Source organism: Sediminimonas qiaohouensis DSM 21189, assembly GCF_000423645.1.
Taxonomy (GTDB): domain Bacteria; phylum Pseudomonadota; class Alphaproteobacteria; order Rhodobacterales; family Rhodobacteraceae; genus Sediminimonas; species Sediminimonas qiaohouensis.
On sequence record NZ_AUIJ01000005.1, the window covers coordinates 1 to 21661 of the forward strand.

A 21661-nucleotide genomic window follows, 5' to 3' on the forward strand; every position below is an offset into this window, starting at 1 on the left:
GTCCTACCGCCTTGCGGCTACTTGAGGACATGATCGTGTCCTACCGCCTTGCGGCTACTTGAGGACGTTTCGTCCGATTGGACGGCCAAACACTGACTACAGCGCTTGGCGGTCAAATCGGAAATGGTGGAGCCTAGGAGGATCGAACTCCTGACCTCCTGAATGCAAATCAGGCGCTCTCCCAGCTGAGCTAAGGCCCCATCTTGGGTGGCCTACCGCCTATTCGGCTACTTGAGGCCATTATATCCGGCCTACCGCCTATTCGGCTACTTGAGGCCAAATGACCCTTGCGGGCGAGTGGTGGGTCGAGGCCCGTGTCGCCCGCAGGGTCGCAAGACCCGAGGACGCACAAGTCATAAATCCGACAAGCCCCAACACGACCGAAGGGGAGTGGTGGGTCGAGGAGGACTTGAACCTCCGACCTCACGCTTATCAGGCGTGCGCTCTAACCACCTGAGCTACCGACCCAAGATCACGGGCGGCAACCCGTACGTGTCTGAAGAGATATGAGGACGGCCTGGCCCGGCCAGTGCCCCCGAAAGGACCTGGCATATATGACCGATCTGACTGATCGGTCTGCTAAGTGATCGACGTGACCGGCAAGCCGGCCAACTACGATCATCCTTAGAAAGGAGGTGATCCAGCCGCAGGTTCCCCTACGGCTACCTTGTTACGACTTCACCCCAGTCGCTGAGCTTACCGTGGTCCGCTGCCTCCTTCGAAAAGGTTAGCGCACGGCCGTCGGGTAGGCCCAACTCCCATGGTGTGACGGGCGGTGTGTACAAGGCCCGGGAACGTATTCACCGTGGCATGCTGTTCCACGATTACTAGCGATTCCGACTTCATGGGGTCGAGTTGCAGACCCCAATCCGAACTGAGACAGTTTTTGGGGATTAACCCATTGTCACTGCCATTGTAGCACGTGTGTAGCCCAACCCGTAAGGGCCATGAGGACTTGACGTCATCCACACCTTCCTCCCGCTTATCACGGGCAGTTTCCCTAGAGTGCCCAGCCGAACTGCTGGCAACTAAGGACGTGGGTTGCGCTCGTTGCCGGACTTAACCGAACATCTCACGACACGAGCTGACGACAGCCATGCAGCACCTGTCACCGAGCCACCGAAGTGGAAACCAGATCTCTCTGGCGGTCCCGGGATGTCAAGGGTTGGTAAGGTTCTGCGCGTTGCTTCGAATTAAACCACATGCTCCACCGCTTGTGCGGGCCCCCGTCAATTCCTTTGAGTTTTAACCTTGCGGCCGTACTCCCCAGGCGGAATGCTTAATCCGTTAGGTGTGTCACCGAATTGCATGCAACCCGACGACTGGCATTCATCGTTTACGGTGTGGACTACCAGGGTATCTAATCCTGTTTGCTCCCCACACTTTCGCACCTCAGCGTCAGTATCGAGCCAGTGAGCCGCCTTCGCCACTGGTGTTCCTGCGAATATCTACGAATTTCACCTCTACACTCGCAATTCCACTCACCTCTCTCGAACTCTAGACTGATAGTTTTGAAGGCAGTTCCGGGGTTGAGCCCCGGGATTTCACCCCCAACTTTCCAGTCCGCCTACGCGCGCTTTACGCCCAGTAATTCCGAACAACGCTAACCCCCTCCGTATTACCGCGGCTGCTGGCACGGAGTTAGCCGGGGTTTCTTTACCTGCTACTGTCATTATCATCACAGGCGAAAGAGCTTTACGATCCTAAGACCTTCATCACTCACGCGGCATGGCTAGATCAGGGTTGCCCCCATTGTCTAAGATTCCCCACTGCTGCCTCCCGTAGGAGTCTGGGCCGTGTCTCAGTCCCAGTGTGGCTGATCATCCTCTAAAACCAGCTACTGATCGTCGGCTTGGTAGGCCATTACCCCACCAACTACCTAATCAGACGCGGGCCGATCCTTCACCGAAATTCTTTCCCCCAAAGGGCGTATACGGTATTAATCCACGTTTCCATGGGCTATTCCGTAGTGAAGGGCACGTTCCCACGCGTTACTCACCCGTCCGCCGCTATCCCCGAAGGGATCGCTCGACTTGCATGTGTTAAGCCTGCCGCCAGCGTTCGTTCTGAGCCAGGATCAAACTCTCAAGTTGAAAGCACCTTGCGGCGCTATCCTTGACGTCGAACCTCTGCACATCTCTAATGCGCTACCGCCTTCGGCTACTTGAGCGCGATAAGCGCCCAGCACAACCGACTGCAGCATGATCGGCCCGGCTAGGCGCGATCTGCATTAGAAGTCATCTGTCTGATGTACATCGCTTCCAAAGAAACGTTGCACGCTCAAACAGTGAAGCTGACACTCCATAATCAGGGAAAACCCCTAGGAGCGCGATATACAGACGTTGATCCATCGACATGAACCAAACCGCCCACATATCTCTTCAGATACCAGCAATGTCAAACAGCGTGAGAGACAAAACAACAAGGACGCGCCAACCTCAACCAGCGCAACCCCGCCTCAATCCTGCCTCTGCAATCAACCCGGAAAACTTCCCCGGGACCCAAGTCCCGCCGCCCTCCAGGCCGCCAACCGCACCTCTGTGCCGCCGGTGAAGGGGTATCTACTGCTACAAACCAAAACCCGCAACCCCTTTTTGCCGGATTCCCCCGGATTTTTTAACGAATTCATATTGTCTATTAATTTCAATGCCTTGCGCAGAGACCTGGCGCGCATCTTGGCAAGATCGGGCCTGAACTGGACGCCGCCACAAGGGTCTCTGAATCGCATCCTGTCCAGATATAGGGTTATCCACAGACTTATGCACAAGTCAGGCCGAAAATCGGCCGACTCGGGCCCTGCTGCGGGCGACTCGGGGATGTCGATGGCTGCCTTGGTACCCGCGGCCGGACTCGAACCGGCACGGCCCTTTCGGGCCTAGAGATTTTAAGTCTCCTGTGTCTACCATTCCACCACGCGGGCCAAGGTAGGCGGACCATACCTTACCATCCGCGCGTGTAAAGATTGGACGGGGGCCTGCTACAACTCTTCGCCCAGGGCGTTATCCAGCAGGTGCCGCTCGGGCAACCACGGGTTCAGCTCAAGCGCAGCCTCAAGAACCTCGCGCCCCTCTGCAACGCGGTCCAGGCCAAACAGCGTCAGCGCCTTGCCCGCCCGCGCCGCCACGTGATCCGGCGACAGGTCAAGCGTGCGGTTCAAATCCACCAACGCCGCGTCGTAGTCCTGCAAGATGAAATGGATGAATGCGCGCTGATTGTACCCCTCGGCATAATCCGGGCAATAGGCAACGAGGCGGTCAAACTCTTCAAGCGCGCCGAGGAAGTTCTGCGAGGCCCTCTTGCGCATACCGCTATCGAGGATCTCCTGCGCGGCGGCATTGGGCGCATCTGCCCACAATTCCCACATCTGGTTGCTGATGCGTTGCGCGGTTGCGGCGTCGGGGGCGTCCTGAACCTCGTCGAACAGCTCCTGCAACTCCGCGCCGTGATCGGGAGGCGGGGGGCAATCCCCCTTGGCCTCTTGCGCCAGCGCAGCGCCCGCGCCCATCAAGAGACACAGCGCGGCAGAGAGTGACAGCCGTCCTTTCATACACTGATTAGATGGCGCACCTGCGCCCTTCGTCAACTCACATCCGCGCGAGAGGGGGCGCACCCGCTTGACGCTGACGCGAAATGCTCCAAACCTGCCTGCCATGTTTCCCATTCGCGATCACAACCCGTCAAGCTGCACACCCTATGTCACTTACGGGCTGATCGTGATGAACATCTTCGTCTTTCTCGCCTACTGGCCCCTCTTCGCCGAGCCCGGCGCGCTCAGGCAGTTTTTCGAGGCCTGGGCGATCCTGCCCGCACGTATCACCCAAGGCGAGGGGCACGTCACGCTGGTGACATCGATGTTCCTGCATGGCGGGTTGCTGCATCTGGCGGGGAATATGCTGTTCCTGCATATCTTCGGCGACAACCTTGAGGACGAGATGGGGCACTGGGGCTTCCTGGGCTTCTATTTGGTTAGCGGGCTGGCCGCCGGCATGGGGCAGGTCCTTGCTGCGCCCTACTCATCCGTGCCGATGGTGGGCGCGTCGGGTGCGATCGCGGGAGTCATGGGCGGGTATCTCCTGTTGTTCCCGCGCGCGCGGGTAGATGTCGTCTTTATCTTCATCATTTTCTTCAAGATCCTGCCACTGCCCGCCTGGATGATGCTGGGCGTCTGGTTCGCGATACAACTTGTCAGCGGCGCGGTTGCGGACCTCTCCGGGGGCGGCGTGGCCTACTGGGCCCATGCCGGGGGGTTCGCGGCGGGCATGGCGCTGACCCTGCCGGTTTGGCTAAAACGCGGCGGGCGTGATCATTGGAGCAAAACCCAAGGCGCCCCGACCAACCCCGCGGCCACCTATCGGTGGGGCCGCACCGATATTCCCACCGTTCGCAGGAAAAAGAGGCGCCGATGACCCCGACCAAAGCAACCTGTCATTGCGGTGCGGTGGAGTTGCGCGTGACGCTCTCGGATGGATTGCACAGCGCGCGGCGCTGCGATTGCAGCTATTGCCGAAGGCGCGGCGCGGTGGCGGTCTCCGCCCCCTTGGACGGCATCCGCATCGTGCGGGGGGCGGATAACCTTGCGCTCTATACGTGGGGGACCGGAACGGCCAAGCATTGGTTTTGCAAGACCTGCGGCATCTACACCCATCACCAACGCCGATCGAACCCCAATGAATTTGGCGTGAACGCGGGGTGCCTTGACGGGGTGAACCCCCGCGATCTGGACCCTGTTGCATGGTCGGATGGCGTCAACCACCCCTCTGACCGGAAACGTTGACCGAAGCCGCTAGCCGGGCCGGCGGCCTTAGTCCCGGGCGCGGATGATCTTCGCGAACTGATCGAAGATGTTGTTGTTGGCGACGACAAGCTCACCATCCGCCAAAACCTCGCGCCCCTGGCGGATCGGCCCCATCAGGGCGCCCGCCTCGGTCGCAATCAAGGTGCCGGCGGCGATATCCCAGATCTGCAACTCGCGCTCCCAGAACCCGTCGTAGCGGCCCGCCGCCACATAAGCCAGGTCAAGCGCCGCCGAACCCCAGCGCCGCACGCCCGCGCATTCCGGCATCAGGCGCGCCAGGTCCTGCAACGTGGCCGGCAGCGTTTTCTTGGCCGCATAGGGAACGCCGGTCGCGAAAATCGCCTCGATCATCTTGGACCGGCCGGAAACGCGCAAACGCTTGCTGTCGTTCAGCCACGCACCGTTGCCCTTTTCGGCGTAAAACATCTCATCCTTGGCGGCGTCATACACGACACCCGCCACGATCTGCCCGCGATGCTCCAGCGCGATCGAAATCGCCCAATGCGGCAACCCGTGCAGGAAATTCGTGGTGCCATCAAGCGGGTCAACGATCCAGCGGCGCGTTGGATCCTTGCCGTCCGCCGCGCCCGATTCCTCGGCCAACCAGCCATAGGTCGGGCGCGCGCCCATCAACTCGTCGCGCAGGATGTTCTCGGCGGCGACATCGGCGCGGCTGACGAAATCGCCCGCGCCCTTCATCGACACCTGAAGGTTCTCAACCTCGCGGAAATCCTTGACCAGGGACCGCCCCGCCTTACGCGCGGCCTTGATCATGATGTTGAGATTTGCACTGCCCTGCATGGATCGGCTCCTTTTCGTCAGGCCGCGCGTATACGCGCCCCGCGCGCCAATGCCAAGCCCCGCCGAACAAGGGCGCAGGGGATCGCCGCGCGCCACGTATATCCGGGGGCAAATGCCCCGCCCGATCAGGCCGCCTGCATGCGCCGCGCCTCATCCCCCGCAAGGCGAATGAGGTCCGACATGTACGGCTTTTCCAGATCCTCGGTCCGCGTCGCGGCATAGAGGCGCCGCGTCAACCCGTCCTTGGTCAGGGGGCGCGTGACGTAATCCGATGAATACTTCACCTCGCGCACAACCCAGTCGGGCAGCACCGTAATCCCGCGATTGGACGCCACCAGCAGCAAGATCACCGCCGTCAGCTCCACCTGCCGCACCGCTGCCGGTTCGACCTTGGCGGGCGTCAAAAGCTGGCTGAAGAGATCCAGTCGCGCCCGTTCGACCGGGTAGGTGATCAAGGTCTCGCCGCGAAAATCCTCGGCGTCGATCCACGCCTTTTGCGCCAGCGGATGCTGGCTTGAGGCCACGAAAACCGGCGCGTAGTCGAAAAGCGGCGTAAACTCGACCCCGGTCAGTTTTTCCGGGTCCGACGACACCACCAAATCCACCTCTTCCTTCTGCAACGCCGGCAGCGCATCGAACGCCAGGCCCGGCCGAATGTCCACGTCCACATCGGGCCATGTCTTGCGGAAGTTTTCCAGCACCGGAAACAGCCACTCGAAACAGGCATGGCATTCGATCGCGATATGCAGCCGCCCCGACTTGCCCGCGCGCAGGCCGGTAAATTCCGCCTCCAGCGCCGCCACCTCCGGCAGGATACGCTCCGCCGCGCGCAGCAGGCGCAGCCCCGCCGCCGACAGCTTCAGCGGCCGCGACCGCCGCACGAACAGCTCCACCCCCGCCTGATCCTCCAACCCCTTGATCTGATGGCTCAGCGCCGATTGCGTGATGTTGAGCTGCTCCGCCGCACGCGCCAGCCCCCCCGCCTCGTGGATCGCCTTGATCGAGCGTAAATGACGGAATTCGATATGCATCTACAAGCGCGCCTCATACTAACCTTGAATATTATGAAGTTGTCTCACAATTAATGTTTTGCGACAAGGTTTGAACTCAACAGTCAGGATACCAGTATGACCACTCCGCGCGTTTCGTTCGAATTCTTCCCGCCCAAGGACCTGAAAGGGTCTTTTCGCCTGTGGGATACCGTGCAGGTTCTTGCACCGCTCGACCCGCAATTCGTGTCGGTCACCTATGGCGCTGGCGGTACAACCCGCGATCTGACGCGCGATGCGGTATCCACACTGCACGAGTCCAGCGGCCTGAACGTCGCCGCGCACCTGACTTGCGTCAACGCCACACGCGACGAAACGCTGGCCATCGCCAACGGCTTCTCTGATGCGGGCGTGCGCGACATCGTGGCCTTGCGCGGCGACCCGCCCAAGGGCGCTGGCGGGTTCACCCCCACCGAAGGCGGCTTTGCCGACTCGGTCGAGTTGGTCGAGGCGCTGGCCGACACCGGCAAGTTCACCATCCGCGTGGGCGCCTACCCCGAAAAGCACCCCGATGCCGCAGATACCGCCGCCGACGTGGAATGGCTCAAGCGCAAGCTCGACGCCGGCGCGGCCGAGGCGATCACCCAGTTCTTCTTTGAGCCAGAAACCTTTTTCCGCTTCCGCGACGCGTGCGAAAAGGCCGGCATCGACAAGCCGATCATCCCCGGCATCATCCCGATCGAGAACTGGTCGGGCGTGCGCAAGTTCGCCGCCAGCTGCGGCACGCACATTCCCGGATGGCTCGACGATGCTTTTGAAAAGGCCAAGCGCGACGACCGCGAGGATCTTCTTGCCACCGCGCTGTGCACCGAGATGTGCTCGGACCTGATCGAGGGCGGCGTCGATGCGCTGCATTTCTACACCCTCAACCGCCCCGAGCTGACCCGCGACGTCTGCCACGCGCTTGGCGTGACACCGCGCGTGCAACTGGAAAACGTTGCGTAACATCACCTTGCAGGGGCGCCGCCGCCGGGCCAATCTGCCCGGCAAGGAGGCGCGCCCATGTCCAGCCATACCCAACGTATCGCCACATCCCCCGATGAACTGCCCACGCTTGAGGAAACCCTCGAGAAATCGGGGCTCGAGTTCATGCGCGACGTTCTGGAGGGCAGGCACTCAGGCCCGCCCATCGGCGCGGCGCTGAACTACTGGCTGGACGAGGTCGAAGAGGGGCGCGTGGTGTTCCGCGGCGCGCCCAAGTTTGAGTATACCAACCCGATGGGCACAGTGCACGGCGGCTGGTATGGCACGCTGCTCGATAGCTGCATGGCCTGCGCGGTGATGACCCGCGTGCCGCGCGGCTCGGTCTACACGACGCTTGAATACAAGGTGAATATCCTGCGCCCGATCCCGCTGGAGACCGAGGTACTTGCCATCGGCACGGCGCAGCATACCGGCCGTTCGACCGGCGTCGCCGTGGGCGAGCTTCGCGGCGCCGCCGATGACAGGCTCTATGCCACCGGCTCGACCACCTGCATCGTGATGCGCATGGATCGCGGGTAACGCTTTGAAATTGCGCCAATCGCCAAGAATTGTCTTGGCGCACGGCCGCATTCGCCATTAGCCTCGCCCCTGATCCCGGCTCCCGAAGGGGCCGCCATCCCGCATCGCCCATTGGCCTGAGCGGGACGCGCGCGCCACGGGGGCCATTTGCGAAAGGGGCCCCCAATGCGATACATACCGGTTTATCTTGCGCTGCTCTTGATCCCCGCTGGCCTGATCCTGGCGCTGTTTCACCCGGTGTGGGGGGCCGTCGTGGCAGGGATCGGCTTGATCGGCGCCGCGATTGGATGGTCCGACTACCGTCAAACCAGCCGCTCGGTTCTGCGCAACTACCCGCTATCGGCGCGCCTGCGCTACCTGCTGGAAGAGTTCCGCCCGGAAATCCGCCAGTATTTCGTCGAAAGCGACCACGATGAGACCCCCTATTCGCGCGAACAGCGCGCGCTGGTCTATCGCCGCGCCAAGGGGATCGAGGGGCTGCGCCCGTTCGGCACCCTGCGCAACGTGAACGAGGTCGGGCACGAATGGATCAACCATTCGATGGCCCCCTCCCGCCTGGAAAACGCCGATTTCCGCGTCACGATTGGCGGCACTGACTGCACGCAGCCCTATTCGGCCTCCGTGCTCAACATATCGGGGATGTCCTATGGCGCGCTGTCGCCCAACGCGATCGAGGCGCTCAACAAGGGCGCGAAGGAGGGCGGGTTTGCCCACACCACCGGCGAGGGGTCGATTTCGCGGTTTCACCGCCTGCATGGGGGCGATCTGATATGGCAGATCGGCTCGGGCTATTTCGGCTGCCGCACCCCGGAAGGGCGCTTTGACCCGGAGACCTTCGCGCAAAAGGCGCAGGACGATCAGGTCAAGATGATCGAGATAAAGCTATCCCAAGGGGCAAAACCGGGGCATGGCGGCATCCTGCCCGGCGCCAAGGTGACCGAGGCCATCGCCGAAGCGCGCGGCGTGCCCGTCGGCGAGGCCTGCAACAGCCCCGCCGCGCATGGCGAGTTCACGACGCCGGTCGAGCTGTGTAACTTCATCCAGCGCCTGCGCGACGCGTCCGGCGGCAAGCCGGTGGGGATCAAGCTGTGCGTCGGTCACCCTTGGGAATGGTTCGCCGCCGCCAAGGCGATGCGCGAGACGGGCATCGTGCCCGATTTCATCACCATCGATGGCTCCGAAGGGGGCACCGGCGCCGCCCCGGCCGAGTTCGCCGATCATCGCGGCGCGCCGCTGCACGAGGGGCTGATGCTGGTGCATAACACGCTTGTCGGGTTGAACCTGCGCGACAAGACCCGCCTGATCGTTGCCGGCAAACTGGTCAGCGCGTTCGACATCTGCCGCATGTTCGCGCTCGGCGCCGATGGCTGCAACATGGCGCGCGGGTTCATGTTTGCGCTTGGCTGCATACAGGCGCAGGCGTGCCATACCGACAAATGCCCAACCGGCGTGACCACGCAAGACCCGGGGCGCTATCGCGCGCTGGTCATCGATCAGAAGTATCGCCGCGTCGCCAACTTCCACGGCAACACGATGCACGCGCTGAAGGAAGCGGTCGAATCTTCGGGCCTGCGGCACCCCTCGGACCTGACGCCACATCACCTGATGATCCGCGTGAACTCGCGCGAGGTACGCTCAGCCGCCAGCCAATATGATTGGGTCACCCCCGGCGATCTGTCCGGCGCGACGGTGACGCACCCGGCGTTCGCCAAGTACTGGGACGGTGCGCGCACCGATACCTTCGCCTTCGCCGCCTGAGCGCGCTCAGACCGCCACGCCAAGGGCCTCGCGCGCGGCCTCATGTCCTTGCACCGTCTCGTGCAAACGCTCGGACTTGTCCCGCCCGACGACCCGCGCCTTGCGCAGCAGGAACATCTTTCCCCACCCGCGCCACGTGCCCACGCTGGGGGCATCCGGGTCGGTGGGAAACCGCTCGCGCCAATCCTCGGGCAAAACCAATCCGCATTCCGCGAGCCGCTCCAGCATCCACACCAGCGGGATATTGGCCAAGGGCCGCGCCGGCGTGTACCCGCCAAGATGCCCGCCGATATCGCCATGGGTGCCGGTGAACCACACCTGCCGGACATCCCCCGCGAAATCGGGGGGGCACTCCCACAAAACCGGGTCGAACACCTCGCGCGTCTCGTCCAGCGCCAGCGCGTGAAACCCGTGCTTGATCGACGGGCCAAGGTGGTGGTTGTGATAGGCGTGCTTGCGCTCTGACCGCTCCCACACGAACGGCAGCCGCAGGCCCAGCGCCTTGACGGTATCCCAAACCGCCACCGCCTCGATCGGGACATCCGCGTGGCAATGATGCGCAGCGAACGCGCGCACGGACTGCGCGCTTTCGGGCGCCGAATAGAGGCGATAGGTCTGCCGGATATTCCGCTCCGTCGCGCACTCGGGGCGCAGCAGGCCGACACTGTCAATAACCCCGGCCAGCGATCGAACGGCATACGCCCCCCGCGAATACCCCACCAGGAATATCCGGTCGCCGGGCCGATAGCGGCTGGCAAGAAAGCCATAGGCGCGGCGGATCTGCTGGTTGATGCCACGGCCCATCATGACGTGATGGGTGTTGCGCCACGCGTACCATTGCAGCCCCGCCTCGTAGAACAGCGAAAGCGCCGGCTGCGCCTCGCACAAAAGCTTGTAGGTCAACCCTGCGTTGGTCTCGTCCCCGGGCTCCAGCGTGGACATCGTCCCGTCCAGAACAATCACATGGCTTTGCGATCCGCGCCGCTCGGCAAGGGGGCTGTGGCGCTCCCGCTGACCGGGGCGCACCCATTCAAGAAAGCTCTTACTCAGCCGCCTCAGGCGTTCCATTGAGCATCTCCCACACACGCGAGGGCGTGAACGGCATGTCCGCCTGTCGTACCCCGCGCGCCCACAACGCATCAAGCACCGCGTTCGCCGTGGCCGCCATCGCCCCGACGGTTCCCGCCTCGCCGCAGCCCTTCATGCCCATCGGGTTGGCCGTCGACGGCACGGGCTCGGTCTCAAAGCGGAACATGGGCAGATCATCGGCCCTTGGCATCGCGTAGTCCATGAACGTTGCCGTGAGGAGCTGTCCATCCTCGTCAAACGCCACCCGCTCACAAAGGGCCTGCCCGACGCCCTGCGCGACACCTCCATGCACCTGCCCCTCGGCCAGCAGCGGATTGATCAGGTTGCCGAAATCATCCACCACCGTGTAGCGGTCCAGCGTTACTTTGCCGGTCTCCGGGTCCACCTCGACCTCGGCCACATGCGCGCCGTTGGGATAGCTGCGCGCCGGCAATGTCGCCCGCGCCTCGTGCCGCAACAGATCGCTGCGCCCATCGGCGCGCGCCATCTCGGCCGCCTCCAACAGCGTCGGCGTCAGGTTCGAGCCGGGCGCGCGGAACGTCTCGTCGTCAAAGCTGATCTCATCCTCGGATACGCCCATCTTGTCCGCCAGGTAAGGCGTGAACGCGGCGACCATCTTCTCGACCGTGGCCAGCGTGGCATTTGCCTGCACCGTGACCGAGCGCGATCCCCCCGTGCCCCCGCCCTTGGCAATCAGGTCCGAATCGCCCTGCACCACCTTGATGCATTCGGCCGGAATGCCCGTCTGATCGGACAGGAACGAGGCATAGACCGTCTCATGCCCCTGTCCGTTACTTTGCGTGCCAACATAGATCGTGGCGGTGCCATCCTCGTTGAATTCCACCGCCGCGCCTTCGGACGGATCGCCCAAAATGCTCTCGATGTAATACGCCAGGCCCATGCCCCGCAGCCGCCCCTTGTCGGCGCTTGCCTTGCGGCGCGCGGCGAACCCGTCAAGGTCCGCTGCCACCTCGGCATGGTCCAGGACGCGCGCGAAATCGCCCACGTCATAGGTTTCGCCTGTGGCGCTGACATAGGGGAACTTATCGGCTGCAATGAAGTTGCGGCGGCGCAGCTCCCACGGATCAACGCCCAACTCCCGCGCGGCGGTGTCCATGATGCGCTCCAGCACATAAATCGCCTCGGGCCGCCCGGCCCCGCGATAGGCATCCACCTGCGTGGTGTTGGTGTAATACCCCTCGACGTGCAGGAACGTGTCCTGCACATCATACGTGCCCATCATCACCTTGGAAAACAGGGTCGTCTGAATGATCTGCCCAAAGTTGCTGTTGTAGGCCCCAAGGTTGCAGCGCGTATCGACGCGGTAACCTGTGATCCGGTGATCGGCATCGAACCCCAGCGCCACCTCGTGCGTCAGGTCGCGGCCCGCGTGATCGCTCAGCATCGCCTCGGTCCGCTCGGACATCCACCGCACCGGCCGGCCCAAACTGCGCGCCGCATGCGCCACCACGAAATACTCGTTATACGGCGGCGCCTTCATCCCAAAGCCCCCGCCGACATCGGGGGTGGTCACGCGCACTTGCTCGGGCTCAAGGCCCATAACGCGGGCGATCTGCGCCTTTGGCCCCCAAACGCCCTGCCCGTTGAACGCCAGATGCAGGCGCCCATCCTGCCATTCGGCATAGCAGCCGCGCGGCTCCAGCGAATTGACGATCACGCGGTTGTCGTCCACCCGCATCCGCACCACGTGCGCCGCACGGCTTAGCGCCGCCTCACAGGCATCCTCGTCGCCCATGGCCCAATCGAAGGCGCGGTTATCCGGCGCGGCATCGGGGTGAAGCGGCTCGCCCCCCGGCGCCAGGTCCATCTTGGCCGGCAAATCGTCATAATCCAGCTCGATCAGCTCTGCCGCATCGCGCGCCTGGTCCAGCGTTTCGGCCACGATCACCGCCACCGGCTCGCCCACATGGCGCAGCCTGTCGCGCGCCAGGATGGGCCGCTCGGGGTCCGCGGCGGGCGTGCCGTCGCGGTTCTCGATGGTGATGCCCCAAATGCCGTCGGTGATGCCCGCCGCGTCCAGGTCGGTCGCCGTGATTACCATGTGCACGCCGTCCGCCTCGCGCGCGGCCTCGACGTCCAGCGCCGCGATTCGGCCATGCCCCACGGGCGAGCGAAAGACATGCGCCCTGAGCGCATTATCCAGCGCGATATCGTCTACATATTCGCCGTGACCGGTTAAGAACCGTTGGTCTTCAACCCGCTTGATCGGTTGGCTCTTGCCGAACTTTTCCATGACACGCCCCATTCGCTGCTTTGGGCGCACCCTAGCTTACCACGCGGCACTGTCCAGTGGATCACACCCGCGCAACCGTGACCGGCTCACCGGGGCCATAGCCGTTGAACCGCGTCGCGATCGATAGCGAATATGCCCCCTGCCCGTGAAACAAAAGATAATCCCCCTCCGCCAGGTCATCGGGTAGCGACACCGGCTCGGGCAAGCGGTCAAGGCTGTCGCAGGTCGGGCCGTAAACGATGCGCGCGCCCGCCGCGCCGCCGCGCTTTGCCCCGTCGGCGGTATGGACACTGATGCGGTCGCCCGGCGCGATATCGCGCAGCTCGGCCAGCCCGCCATAGATGCCATCGTTTATGAAAACCGCCCCCCCGGTGCGCAGGGCCTTGACCCGTGCCGCCAGCGTGAAGGCATCGTTCACCATGGCGCGGCCCGGTTCGCACACCAACTCCGGGGCGCACGCGCCAAAGGCGGCGTTCACCTCGCCGCGGATACGTTCGAACACTGCCTCAAGGTCAGGGCCCGCCGCGCCTGTGCGATGTGCCGCGAACCCGCCGCCCACGTTCAGCCGCGCTAACCGCACGCCGGCCTGCCGCGCCACCTCGGCGCAGGCGCGCACATAGGCCGCCCAGGCGCTCGCATCGGTGCATTGCGTGCCGGGGTGAAACGTCATCGCCGGGATGAACCCCATCTGCGCCACCCGCCGCAGCAATTGCACCGCCTCGCCAACGCCCGCGCCGAACTTGTCGCCGAAATCATACGCCGCCCCCGCCACCGGAAGGGCGAGCCGCAGGCTCACCTCCGCCGTGCGCGGCACATCGGCCAGCTTGTCCAGCTCCGTCGCGCAATCCACCGACCACGAGGCAACCCCCATGGATATGCCAAACGCCACTTCCTCGCATGAGCGCACGGGGTTGTTGTAGTGCAACACCGCATCGGGCAGCACCGCCCGCGCCGCGCGCATCTCTTGCGGCGAGGCCACGTCGAACGCGCCCACCCCTGCCGCCACGAGGTTTTCCAGAACCTCGGCGCGCGGGTTGGCCTTCACCGCATATGTCACCAGCCCGTCAAACCCCGCGCGAAACCGCCGCGCGGTCGCCTGCAACACGGCGGGACTGAAATACATCACGGCGGTATCGGGCCGCACCCGGACCAGATGGGCCAGTGGATCACGCCATAGGGGATCTGCGCGCATGTCTCGATTGCCTCACTGCTGCCTCGCTGCTTTTGGCCCATACTGGCGCAGAAAAACGTCGATTCCTGTTGGCACTTCGAATAGAATGCCAATAATCTTGGGCAATATGACGATCAGATAATGCAAACAGACGAAACCGATTCCGCACTGATGGCCCTGCTGTCGGAAAACGCCCGCTTGCCCGTGGCCACCCTGGCGCGGCGGCTGGGGCTGGCGCGCACCACCGTGCAGGCGCGCCTCGACCGGCTTGAGGCAACCGGCGCCATCGCCGGCTATACCTTGCGCCGCGGCGCCGTGGCCCGCCCGCCTCTGCACGCCACCGCCCTTCTGTCGGTCGAGCCGCGCAGCGGCGCCGCCGTTCTGGCGCGGCTCAAAACCCTGCCGCAAGTCACCCGCGTGCACACCACCTCGGGCCGCTTCGACATGATCGTGGAACTGGCCGCCGACAGCACCGCAACCCTCGACGACACGCTGGACCGCATCGGCGAAAGCCGCGGCGTGCGCTCGTCCGAATCCCTCATCCACCTCAGCACCAAGCTCGATCGCGCCTGAGCGCGCGACAACCGGCTTTCCCTTTGCCCGCCAATTCGCTAGACGAGGCCCAAACGGATCACGCAGGACCGACCACGATGGCAATGGAAAAGACATTCAACGCGGCCGAGGCCGAAAGCCGCATCTACGACGCATGGGAACAAGCCGGCGCGTTCAAGGCCGGCGCCAATGCCAAGCGCGATGATACCTTCTGCATCATGATCCCCCCGCCCAACGTGACCGGCAGCCTGCACATGGGCCACGCCTTCAACAACACGTTGCAAGACATCCTCACACGGTGGCACCGGATGCGCGGGTTCGACACCCTGTGGCAGCCCGGGCAGGACCACGCCGGCATCGCCACGCAAATGGTGGTTGAGCGCGACCTCGCCAAGGAAGGCAAGCGCCGCACCGATTTCACGCGGCAAGAGTTCCTGAAAAAGGTCTGGGAATGGAAACAGACCTCGGGCGGCACCATCATCAATCAGCTCAAGCGCCTCGGCGCTTCCTGCGACTGGTCGCGCAACGCCTTCACCATGTCCGGCGCCCCCGGCGCCCCCAAGGGCGAAGACGGCAACTTCCACGACGCGGTGATCCGCGTTTTCGTGGACATGTACAACAAGGGCTACATCTATCGCGGCAAGCGGCTGGTCAACTGGGATCCGCATTTTGAAACCGCCATTTCCGATCTCGAGGTCGAGCAGGTCGAACAGGACGGCAAGATGTGGCGCCTGCGCTACCCGCTGGCCGATGGCGAGACCTATCAGCACCCCGTCGAATGGGACGAGGACGGCACCGTCACCGCGACCGAGACCCGCGATTACCTGACCGTCGCCACCACCCGGCCCGAAACCATGCTGGGCGACACCGGCGTCGCCGTGCACCCCGACGATGCGCGCTATACGCACCTGATCGGCAAGCACGCGATCCTGCCCTTGGTGGGCCGCCGCCTACGGATCGTGGCGGATGACTATGCCGACCCTGAAAAAGGCACCGGCGCGGTGAAAATGACCCCCGCGCATGATTTCAACGACTGGGCCGTGGGCGAACGCACCGGCCTGCGCGCGATCAACGTGATGAACACCAAGGCCGCCATCGCCCTGCGCGGCAACGCCGATTTCGCCGAAGGCTGTCCCGACGACGACATCGCCCGTTGTATCGAGGCGCTGGATGGCATCGACCGCTACGAGGCACGCGACTGGATCATCCAGACGGCCGAGGCCGAAGGCTGGCTCGACGGGATAGACGCCGACCGCCACATGGTCCCGCACGGCGACCGCTCCAAGGTCGCGATCGAGCCCTACCTGACCGATCAGTGGTTCGTGGACACCCAAAAGGTCGTGCAACCCGCCATCGACGCGGTGCATAACGGCGACGTCACGATCATGCCCGATCAGGACCGCAAGGTTTACCTGCACTGGCTTGAGAACATCGAGCCGTGGTGCATCTCGCGCCAGCTTTGGTGGGGGCACCAGATCCCGGTTTGGTTCGGACCCGAAAAACAAGATAGCAATGGAACACTCTTCTTGGCAGCAAGCAGTTCGAGCGCTGGCCAACCCAAGCAGTTCTGCCACGCCACCGAGGCGGAAGCCGTTGCATCTGCTGAAGCCTACTACGGCAAGCCAGTGAGGATCGTCGCTAGCAGAAACGAAGCAGTTTCCGATGGGTTTCCCATGGATGCAGCCGAGGTCAAGATCTGGCGCGAAGAAGACGTCCTCGACACGTGGTTCTCCTCCGGCCTGTGGCCCATCGGCACGCTGGGCTGGCCCGAGGACACCGAGGCGCTGAATAAATACTTCCCCACCGATGTCCTGATCACCGGGTTCGACATCATCTTCTTCTGGGTCGCCCGGATGATGATGATGCAATATGCCGTGGTCGGGCAAAAGCCGTTCCATACCGTCTATGTCCATGCCCTCGTCCGCGACGAGAAGGGCAAGAAGATGTCCAAATCGCTGGGCAACGTGCTGGACCCGCTGGACCTGATCGACGAATACGGCGCCGACGCGGTGCGCTTCACCCTCACCGCGATGGCCGCCATGGGCCGCGACCTGAAACTCAGCAAGGACCGTATTGCGGGCTACCGCAACTTCGGCACCAAGCTGTGGAACGCCGCCCGTTTTGCCGAGATGAACGGGGCCATTTCCGCACCGACGCAATACCGACAAATTACCGACGCGAAACAGACGGTCAATAAATGGATCATCGGCGAGGTCGGCCGCATCCGCGAGGATGTCGATACCGCCCTCTCCGCCTACCGCTTCAACGACGCGGCAAACGCCCTTTACGCGTTTGTCTGGGGCAAGGTCTGCGACTGGTATGTCGAGTTCTCCAAGCCCCTCCTGATGGACGGAACCCCTGAAGAACAAGCCGAAACACGCACAACAATGGCCTGGGTTCTGGATCAATGCCTGATCCTTCTGCACCCGATCATGCCCTTCGTCACCGAAGAGCTGTGGCAGGCCACCCCCAACCGCGAAACGATGCTGGTGCACGCCGATTGGCCCGAATATGGCGCCGATCTGGTCAACCCCGAGGCCGACCGCGAGATGAACTGGGTGATCTCGGTGATCGAAGGCGTCCGCTCCGCCCGGGCGCAAATGCACGTGCCCGCAGGCCTTAAAATTCCGATGCTGGTCAGTGACTTGGATGCCGTCGGCCGCGCCGCGTGGGATCGCAACGAAGCGCTGATCATGAAGCTGGCCCGCATCGATAGCCTGACCGAATCCGCCGATTTCCCCAAGGGCACCGTGACCGTCCCGGTCGAAGGCGCCACCTTCGGCCTGCCCCTGGCCGACATCATCGACGTGGACGAGGAAAAGGCCCGCCTGCAAAAGGCATTGGCGAAGCTGGAGAAGGAATTGTCGGGCCTGCGCGGGCGGCTGAACAACCCCAAGTTCGCCCAAAGCGCCCCCGCCGAAGTGGTCGAGGAAACCCGCGAAAACCTCGCCGCCCGGGAAGAGGAAGAGGCCCGCATCAACGCCGCCCTCGCTCGCCTCGCCGAACTGGGATAAGGGCACTCGGCGGGGCGCACTGCCCCGCCGAATGCCTATTTCTCCGTCAATTTCAATTCGATACGCCGGTTCTGCGCCCGCGCCTCATCGGTGTCGGCGGTGTTGATCGGCTGGTATTCGCCAAAGCCATTCGCGCTGAGCCGCGCGGGCGGCATGTTCAATTCGTCCACCATGTAGCGCACCACAGACAACGCCCGCGCCTGACTGAGTTCCCAGTTATCCTCGAAATCCGCCGAGTCCGCCAACGGCACATCGTCGGTATGCCCGTCCACCCGGATCACCCAATCGATGCCTTCTGGTATCTCGTCCGCGATGCGCTGCACGATGTTCGCGACCTTGGCGATTTCGGCCTTGCCGTCGCCCGACAGGTCCGCCTTGCCCGGCGCAAACAGGACCTCCGACGAGAATACGAACCGATCGCCCTCGATACGCACGCCTTCCTGGTCGCCAAGGATCTCGCGCAGGCGGCCGAAAAATTCGCTGCGGTATTTCTCAAGGTCCTCCTTCTCGGCCTCCAGCCGCTTGCGCTCTGCCTCTTCCAGCTCGCGGCGCTTGCGTTCCTCGGCCGCCGCCCGCGCCAAGGCCGCGTTCAAATCCGAGCCGAGCGATTGCAACTGCACCTGCGCCGCAGCCTCGCGTTCCTTGTAGTCATCCAATAGCGCCTGAAGCGATCCCAACTGCTCACGCAGCGCCGCCAATTGCTGGTTCAGCAGGGCCTGCTCACGCTGTGCCTTGGCGGAGATCTCTTCTTCGCGGGCCAACTCGCGCCGCGCCTCGGCCAATAGCGCGGCCTGCCGCTCCGCCTCGCTCAGACGCTCCTTCGCTGCCTTCTCCGCCGCCAATCGCGCCGCAAGCGCCTCGGCCAAGGCGTCCTGTGCGCTCTGCGCCTTGTTCTCCAGTTCCTCCTCGGCACGCGTGGCGCGCTCCTCGGCGCTGCGCTGCGCCGCTTTCGCCTCTTGCGCTTCCTGCTCGGCCTGGCGGCGTGCTTCCACCGCCGCGGCCAGCGCCGCTTGCGCGTCCTCGATCCGCCCCTCCAGCGTCAGCTTGGCCGCCAGCGCTTCGGCCAGTCGTTTCTCAAGCGATCCTGTCTCGCTCTGCATCTGCGCTTGCAGGCTTTCGACCTGGCCGCGCGCCTGCGCCAACTGCTCCTGCAACGCCGCGCGATCGCCCTGCGCCTTTTCCAGTTGCTGCTCAAGGCTGCCGACCTGCTTGCGGCGCTGCGCCAATTCCGCCTCGGATTCGCTTAGCCGCGTTTGCAGATCGCTGATCTCGTCCTCCCCCTTCTCGGCCCGCGCCAACGCCTGCGCCAATGCCGACTCAAGCGACGACAACTGGCTTTCCGCCTCGGTCCGGCGCTGCGCGGTCTGCTCCAGGTCCTCGCGCACGGCGCCCAGCTCGGTCTGCGCTTTCTCCTGCGCCAGAAGAGCCGCAGCCAGCTTGGCGGTCAAATCCTCACTGGCGGATTCCGCCGCCGCAAGCAGGGTCAGCGTCTCCTCGGCCTTTCTGCGCTGCTCCTCCAGCGCCATGGTCATCGCGGTCAGTTCGGCATCCGCGTTCTTGAGCTTTTCGCGCAACCGCTCGGCCGCAGCGGCCTCTGCCAGGCGCGCCGCCTCTTCATCGCTCAACTCCTCCTCAAGGGTACTCACCTGCGCGCTCAGGTCATCGCGCGCCGCCTTGGCCTCGACATTGCGCCGGCGCAGATCGGCAACCAATGCCTGCAACGCCTCGCGCCGGGCGGCGGCAAGGCGGGCCTCTTCGGTCTTTGCGTCTATCTCGTCGCGCAACCGCGCCAGCGCGAGGTTCAGCGCCTCCTGTTCGCTAATCAGGCGCGTGCGATCTTCCTCCAGACGCGCAACCTCTGCCTGGACTTCGTCCCGCTCCCGGCGAAGGGTATCGGCCTGATCACGGGCGGTATCGCGCTCTTCTTCAAGGGTGGCGACTTGCTTTCGGAACCCGGCAATCCGGTCCTGCGCCGCGTTCAACGCCGCCGCCTGCGTGTCCCGCTCGGCAATCAGGGAGGCAACCTGCGCCTCGAAACTGGTGATGCGGGATTGCGCCGCGTCCAACGCTTCGGCCTGCGCATCGCGCTCGGCCCGCAACGACGCGATAAGCGAGGCCTGCTCTTCGACGCGATCGCGCTCCTCGCGCAACGTCGCATCCAACTCGCCCACCCTCTGGGTCAGCTCTTCGTTTCGCCGCTGCGACAGGCCAAGCGCCTCGGACAGGGCGGCCACCTCGGACGATAGCGCATCAAGCTGCGTGTCCTGCCCCGCGATCGTCTCGCGCAGCACGCTTTGCACGACCATGAAAATGGTCAGCACGAACATCAGAACCAGCAAGAGCCCCGTCATCGCATCCACGAAACCGGGCCATATCGAGGCCTGAAACCGCTGCCCGGTGCGCCGCGACAGGGACATGCCTCACTCCTCCTGCCCGGCGGACCCACCCGGCACGTCACCGCCACGCCCGGAGCCTCCGAACGGGCGCGCCGTAGCGGGCCGCTCGCGCGATTGCTGCACCGCGCGGGTCAGCGCGGAAAGGTCGGTGCGCAGCTCGGTCATGGTTTCCTGTCGCCCGGCGCTGATCTCTTCCAGCAGGCGAAGCATCTGCACGTCGATCGACCGCAGCCGCATCCGGCTTTCGGCATCCATCCCCTCGTCGCGCCCGCGCTCCAGCTCGGCCAGCTCGCTCAGTGTTTCAACAAGGCGGTCCTGCCCCTCGGACACCCGGGTCAGCGCATCGTCAAGCTGCCGGTTCTCGGCCATCCTGTCAGTCAGCCGCTCAACGGACTCCACGAGGCTGCCCAGCTTGCCATCGACCTCGGCGCGCCCCGCCTCGGACTGTGCGAATAGCTGGCGCAGGCCGTCCATCTGTTCGGCCATTGTATCAAGGACATGCGCCACCACATCCTGATCGCCACCGCCCTCGCCCTCGCCGGTGGAAAATCCGACCCGCGTGATTGACGACAGCCATTCCTCCAGCTCCCGGTAGAAGCGGTTCTGCCCGTGTCCCGCGAACAGCTCCAGCAGCCCCACCACCAGCGACCCCGCCAAGCCCAGCAACGAAGAGCCAAACGCCACGCCCATGCCCGACAATTGCTGATCAAGCCCGGTCATCAGTCGCCCGAACACCTCGACCCCCGGCTCGCCCTCCTTCGGGGCCAGGCCGCGGATCGTATCCACCAGCGCCGGCACCGTCGTCGCCAAGCCATAGAACGTTCCCAAAAGGCCAAGGAAGATCAGAAGGTTGACAATATAACGCGTGATCTCGCGCGCTTCGTCAATCCGCGTCGCCACGGAATCCAGGATCGACCGGGTCGAAGACGCCGCGATCTGCATCCTGCGCCCCCGGGTGCGCAGCAACGCCGCCAACGGCGCCAGAAGCTGGGGCGCCCTCGATTCCTGGAAATCGTCCCGCTCGCCCGCGAACCCCTCGATCCAGCGCACCGAGGTAAACAGTTGCGCCACCTGCCAGAAACAGGCCAGCACCCCCAGCACGAAAACAAACAGGATAAAGCCGTTCAGGTACGGGTTGGCTTCGAAAACCGGCAACACCCGCGGCAGCGCCAGCGTCACCACCCCCGCTGTCAACCCCAGCACCATGAGCATGAGCATGATCTGGCGAACGGGTTGCGAAAAATGCGGCTCGACCTCGCGGTCCGGCTGGTCCATGCGG

General features: G+C 63.9%; 15 protein-coding genes, 3 tRNA genes and 1 rRNA gene. 7 read left to right on the top strand and 12 right to left on the bottom strand.

The genetic code is table 11. From position 1 onward, the window contains the following. Positions 1 to 124: 124 nt before the first annotated feature. From G568_RS0105970 to G568_RS0105990, 5 genes are all read right to left on the bottom strand, one after another. Positions 125 to 200, bottom strand: a tRNA-Ala gene (locus G568_RS0105970). Positions 201 to 391: 191 nt separating this feature from the next. Continuing rightward, positions 392 to 468, bottom strand: a tRNA-Ile gene (locus G568_RS0105975). A 160-nt stretch (positions 469 to 628) separates the two neighbouring features. Continuing rightward, positions 629 to 2093, bottom strand: a 16S ribosomal RNA gene (locus G568_RS18395). 739 nt (positions 2094 to 2832) lie between these two features. Beyond that, a tRNA-Leu gene (locus G568_RS0105985) sits at positions 2833 to 2920 on the bottom strand. A gap of 57 nt (positions 2921 to 2977) precedes the next feature. Continuing rightward, positions 2978 to 3547, bottom strand: a complete 570-nt coding sequence (locus tag G568_RS0105990; RefSeq protein WP_157084309.1) for a tetratricopeptide repeat protein — start codon at positions 3545 to 3547, stop codon at positions 2978 to 2980. A gap of 103 nt (positions 3548 to 3650) precedes the next feature. On the opposite strand from G568_RS0105990, the gene G568_RS0105995 reads away from it, so the two are divergent. Next, positions 3651 to 4406, top strand: a complete 756-nt coding sequence (locus G568_RS0105995) for a rhomboid family intramembrane serine protease (protein ID WP_026757170.1) — start codon at positions 3651 to 3653, stop codon at positions 4404 to 4406. Next, on the top strand, positions 4403 to 4774 hold the full coding sequence (locus tag G568_RS0106000; protein WP_026757171.1) for a GFA family protein: 372 nt from the start codon (positions 4403 to 4405) through the stop codon (positions 4772 to 4774). Before G568_RS0105995 ends, G568_RS0106000 begins: the two co-directional genes overlap by 4 nt. Before the next feature lie 27 nt (positions 4775 to 4801). Here the strand turns inward: G568_RS0106000 and G568_RS0106005 are convergent, their stop codons facing one another. Both G568_RS0106005 and G568_RS0106010 read right to left on the bottom strand, forming a co-directional pair. Next, positions 4802 to 5596 carry an inositol monophosphatase family protein gene (locus tag G568_RS0106005; RefSeq protein WP_026757172.1) on the bottom strand — a complete coding sequence of 265 codons (795 nt, stop codon included), beginning with the start codon at positions 5594 to 5596 and terminating at the stop codon, positions 4802 to 4804. A gap of 125 nt (positions 5597 to 5721) precedes the next feature. Then, positions 5722 to 6627, bottom strand: coding sequence for a LysR family transcriptional regulator (locus tag G568_RS0106010; RefSeq protein WP_026757173.1), 906 nt, complete (start codon positions 6625 to 6627; stop codon positions 5722 to 5724). Between the two features lie 96 nt (positions 6628 to 6723). Between G568_RS0106010 and metF the strand changes: the two genes are divergently transcribed. The 3 genes from metF to G568_RS0106025 all read left to right on the top strand — a co-directional run bounded on the left by metF (position 6724) and on the right by G568_RS0106025 (position 9906). Then, complete coding sequence (gene metF, locus G568_RS0106015) at positions 6724 to 7590, top strand: methylenetetrahydrofolate reductase [NAD(P)H] (RefSeq protein WP_026757174.1); 867 nt, start codon at positions 6724 to 6726, stop codon at positions 7588 to 7590. Positions 7591 to 7647: 57 nt separating this feature from the next. Beyond that, a complete protein-coding gene (locus G568_RS0106020; protein ID WP_026757175.1) occupies positions 7648 to 8148 on the top strand; it encodes a PaaI family thioesterase in 501 nt (166 codons plus the stop codon). Positions 8149 to 8313: 165 nt separating this feature from the next. After that, the gene (locus tag G568_RS0106025) at positions 8314 to 9906 is read left to right on the top strand and encodes an FMN-binding glutamate synthase family protein (protein WP_026757176.1); all 1593 of its coding nucleotides are present in this window, start codon (positions 8314 to 8316) and stop codon (positions 9904 to 9906) included. A 6-nt stretch (positions 9907 to 9912) separates the two neighbouring features. On the opposite strand, the gene G568_RS0106030 is transcribed toward G568_RS0106025, so the two are convergent. The 3 genes from G568_RS0106030 to G568_RS0106040 form a co-directional block, all read right to left on the bottom strand. Then, the gene (locus tag G568_RS0106030) at positions 9913 to 10974 is read right to left on the bottom strand and encodes a DUF2235 domain-containing protein (protein WP_026757177.1); all 1062 of its coding nucleotides are present in this window, start codon (positions 10972 to 10974) and stop codon (positions 9913 to 9915) included. Then, positions 10949 to 13249 carry a xanthine dehydrogenase family protein molybdopterin-binding subunit gene (locus G568_RS0106035; RefSeq protein ID WP_026757178.1) on the bottom strand — a complete coding sequence of 767 codons (2301 nt, stop codon included), beginning with the start codon at positions 13247 to 13249 and terminating at the stop codon, positions 10949 to 10951. Before G568_RS0106035 ends, G568_RS0106030 begins: the two co-directional genes overlap by 26 nt. 61 nt (positions 13250 to 13310) lie before the next feature. Continuing rightward, positions 13311 to 14441: a type III PLP-dependent enzyme gene (locus G568_RS0106040; RefSeq protein WP_026757179.1), complete on the bottom strand. Its 1131-nt coding sequence runs from the start codon at positions 14439 to 14441 to the stop codon at positions 13311 to 13313. Between the two features lie 120 nt (positions 14442 to 14561). On the opposite strand from G568_RS0106040, the gene G568_RS0106045 reads away from it, so the two are divergent. Further along, entirely contained in the window at positions 14562 to 14993 is a 432-nt protein-coding gene (locus G568_RS0106045; RefSeq protein ID WP_026757180.1) for an Lrp/AsnC family transcriptional regulator, read from the top strand. A gap of 77 nt (positions 14994 to 15070) precedes the next feature. After that, positions 15071 to 17986: a valine--tRNA ligase gene (locus G568_RS0106050; RefSeq protein ID WP_026757181.1), complete on the top strand. Its 2916-nt coding sequence runs from the start codon at positions 15071 to 15073 to the stop codon at positions 17984 to 17986. A 35-nt stretch (positions 17987 to 18021) separates the two neighbouring features. Here the strand turns inward: G568_RS0106050 and G568_RS0106055 are convergent, their stop codons facing one another. Together G568_RS0106055 and G568_RS0106060 are read right to left on the bottom strand one after the other, a co-directional pair. Further along, entirely contained in the window at positions 18022 to 20403 is a 2382-nt protein-coding gene (locus G568_RS0106055) for a peptidoglycan -binding protein (protein WP_026757182.1), read from the bottom strand. 3 nt (positions 20404 to 20406) lie between these two features. Beyond that, positions 20407 to 21657, bottom strand: a complete 1251-nt coding sequence (locus G568_RS0106060) for a hypothetical protein (protein WP_026757183.1) — start codon at positions 21655 to 21657, stop codon at positions 20407 to 20409. Positions 21658 to 21661 lie beyond the last annotated feature (4 nt).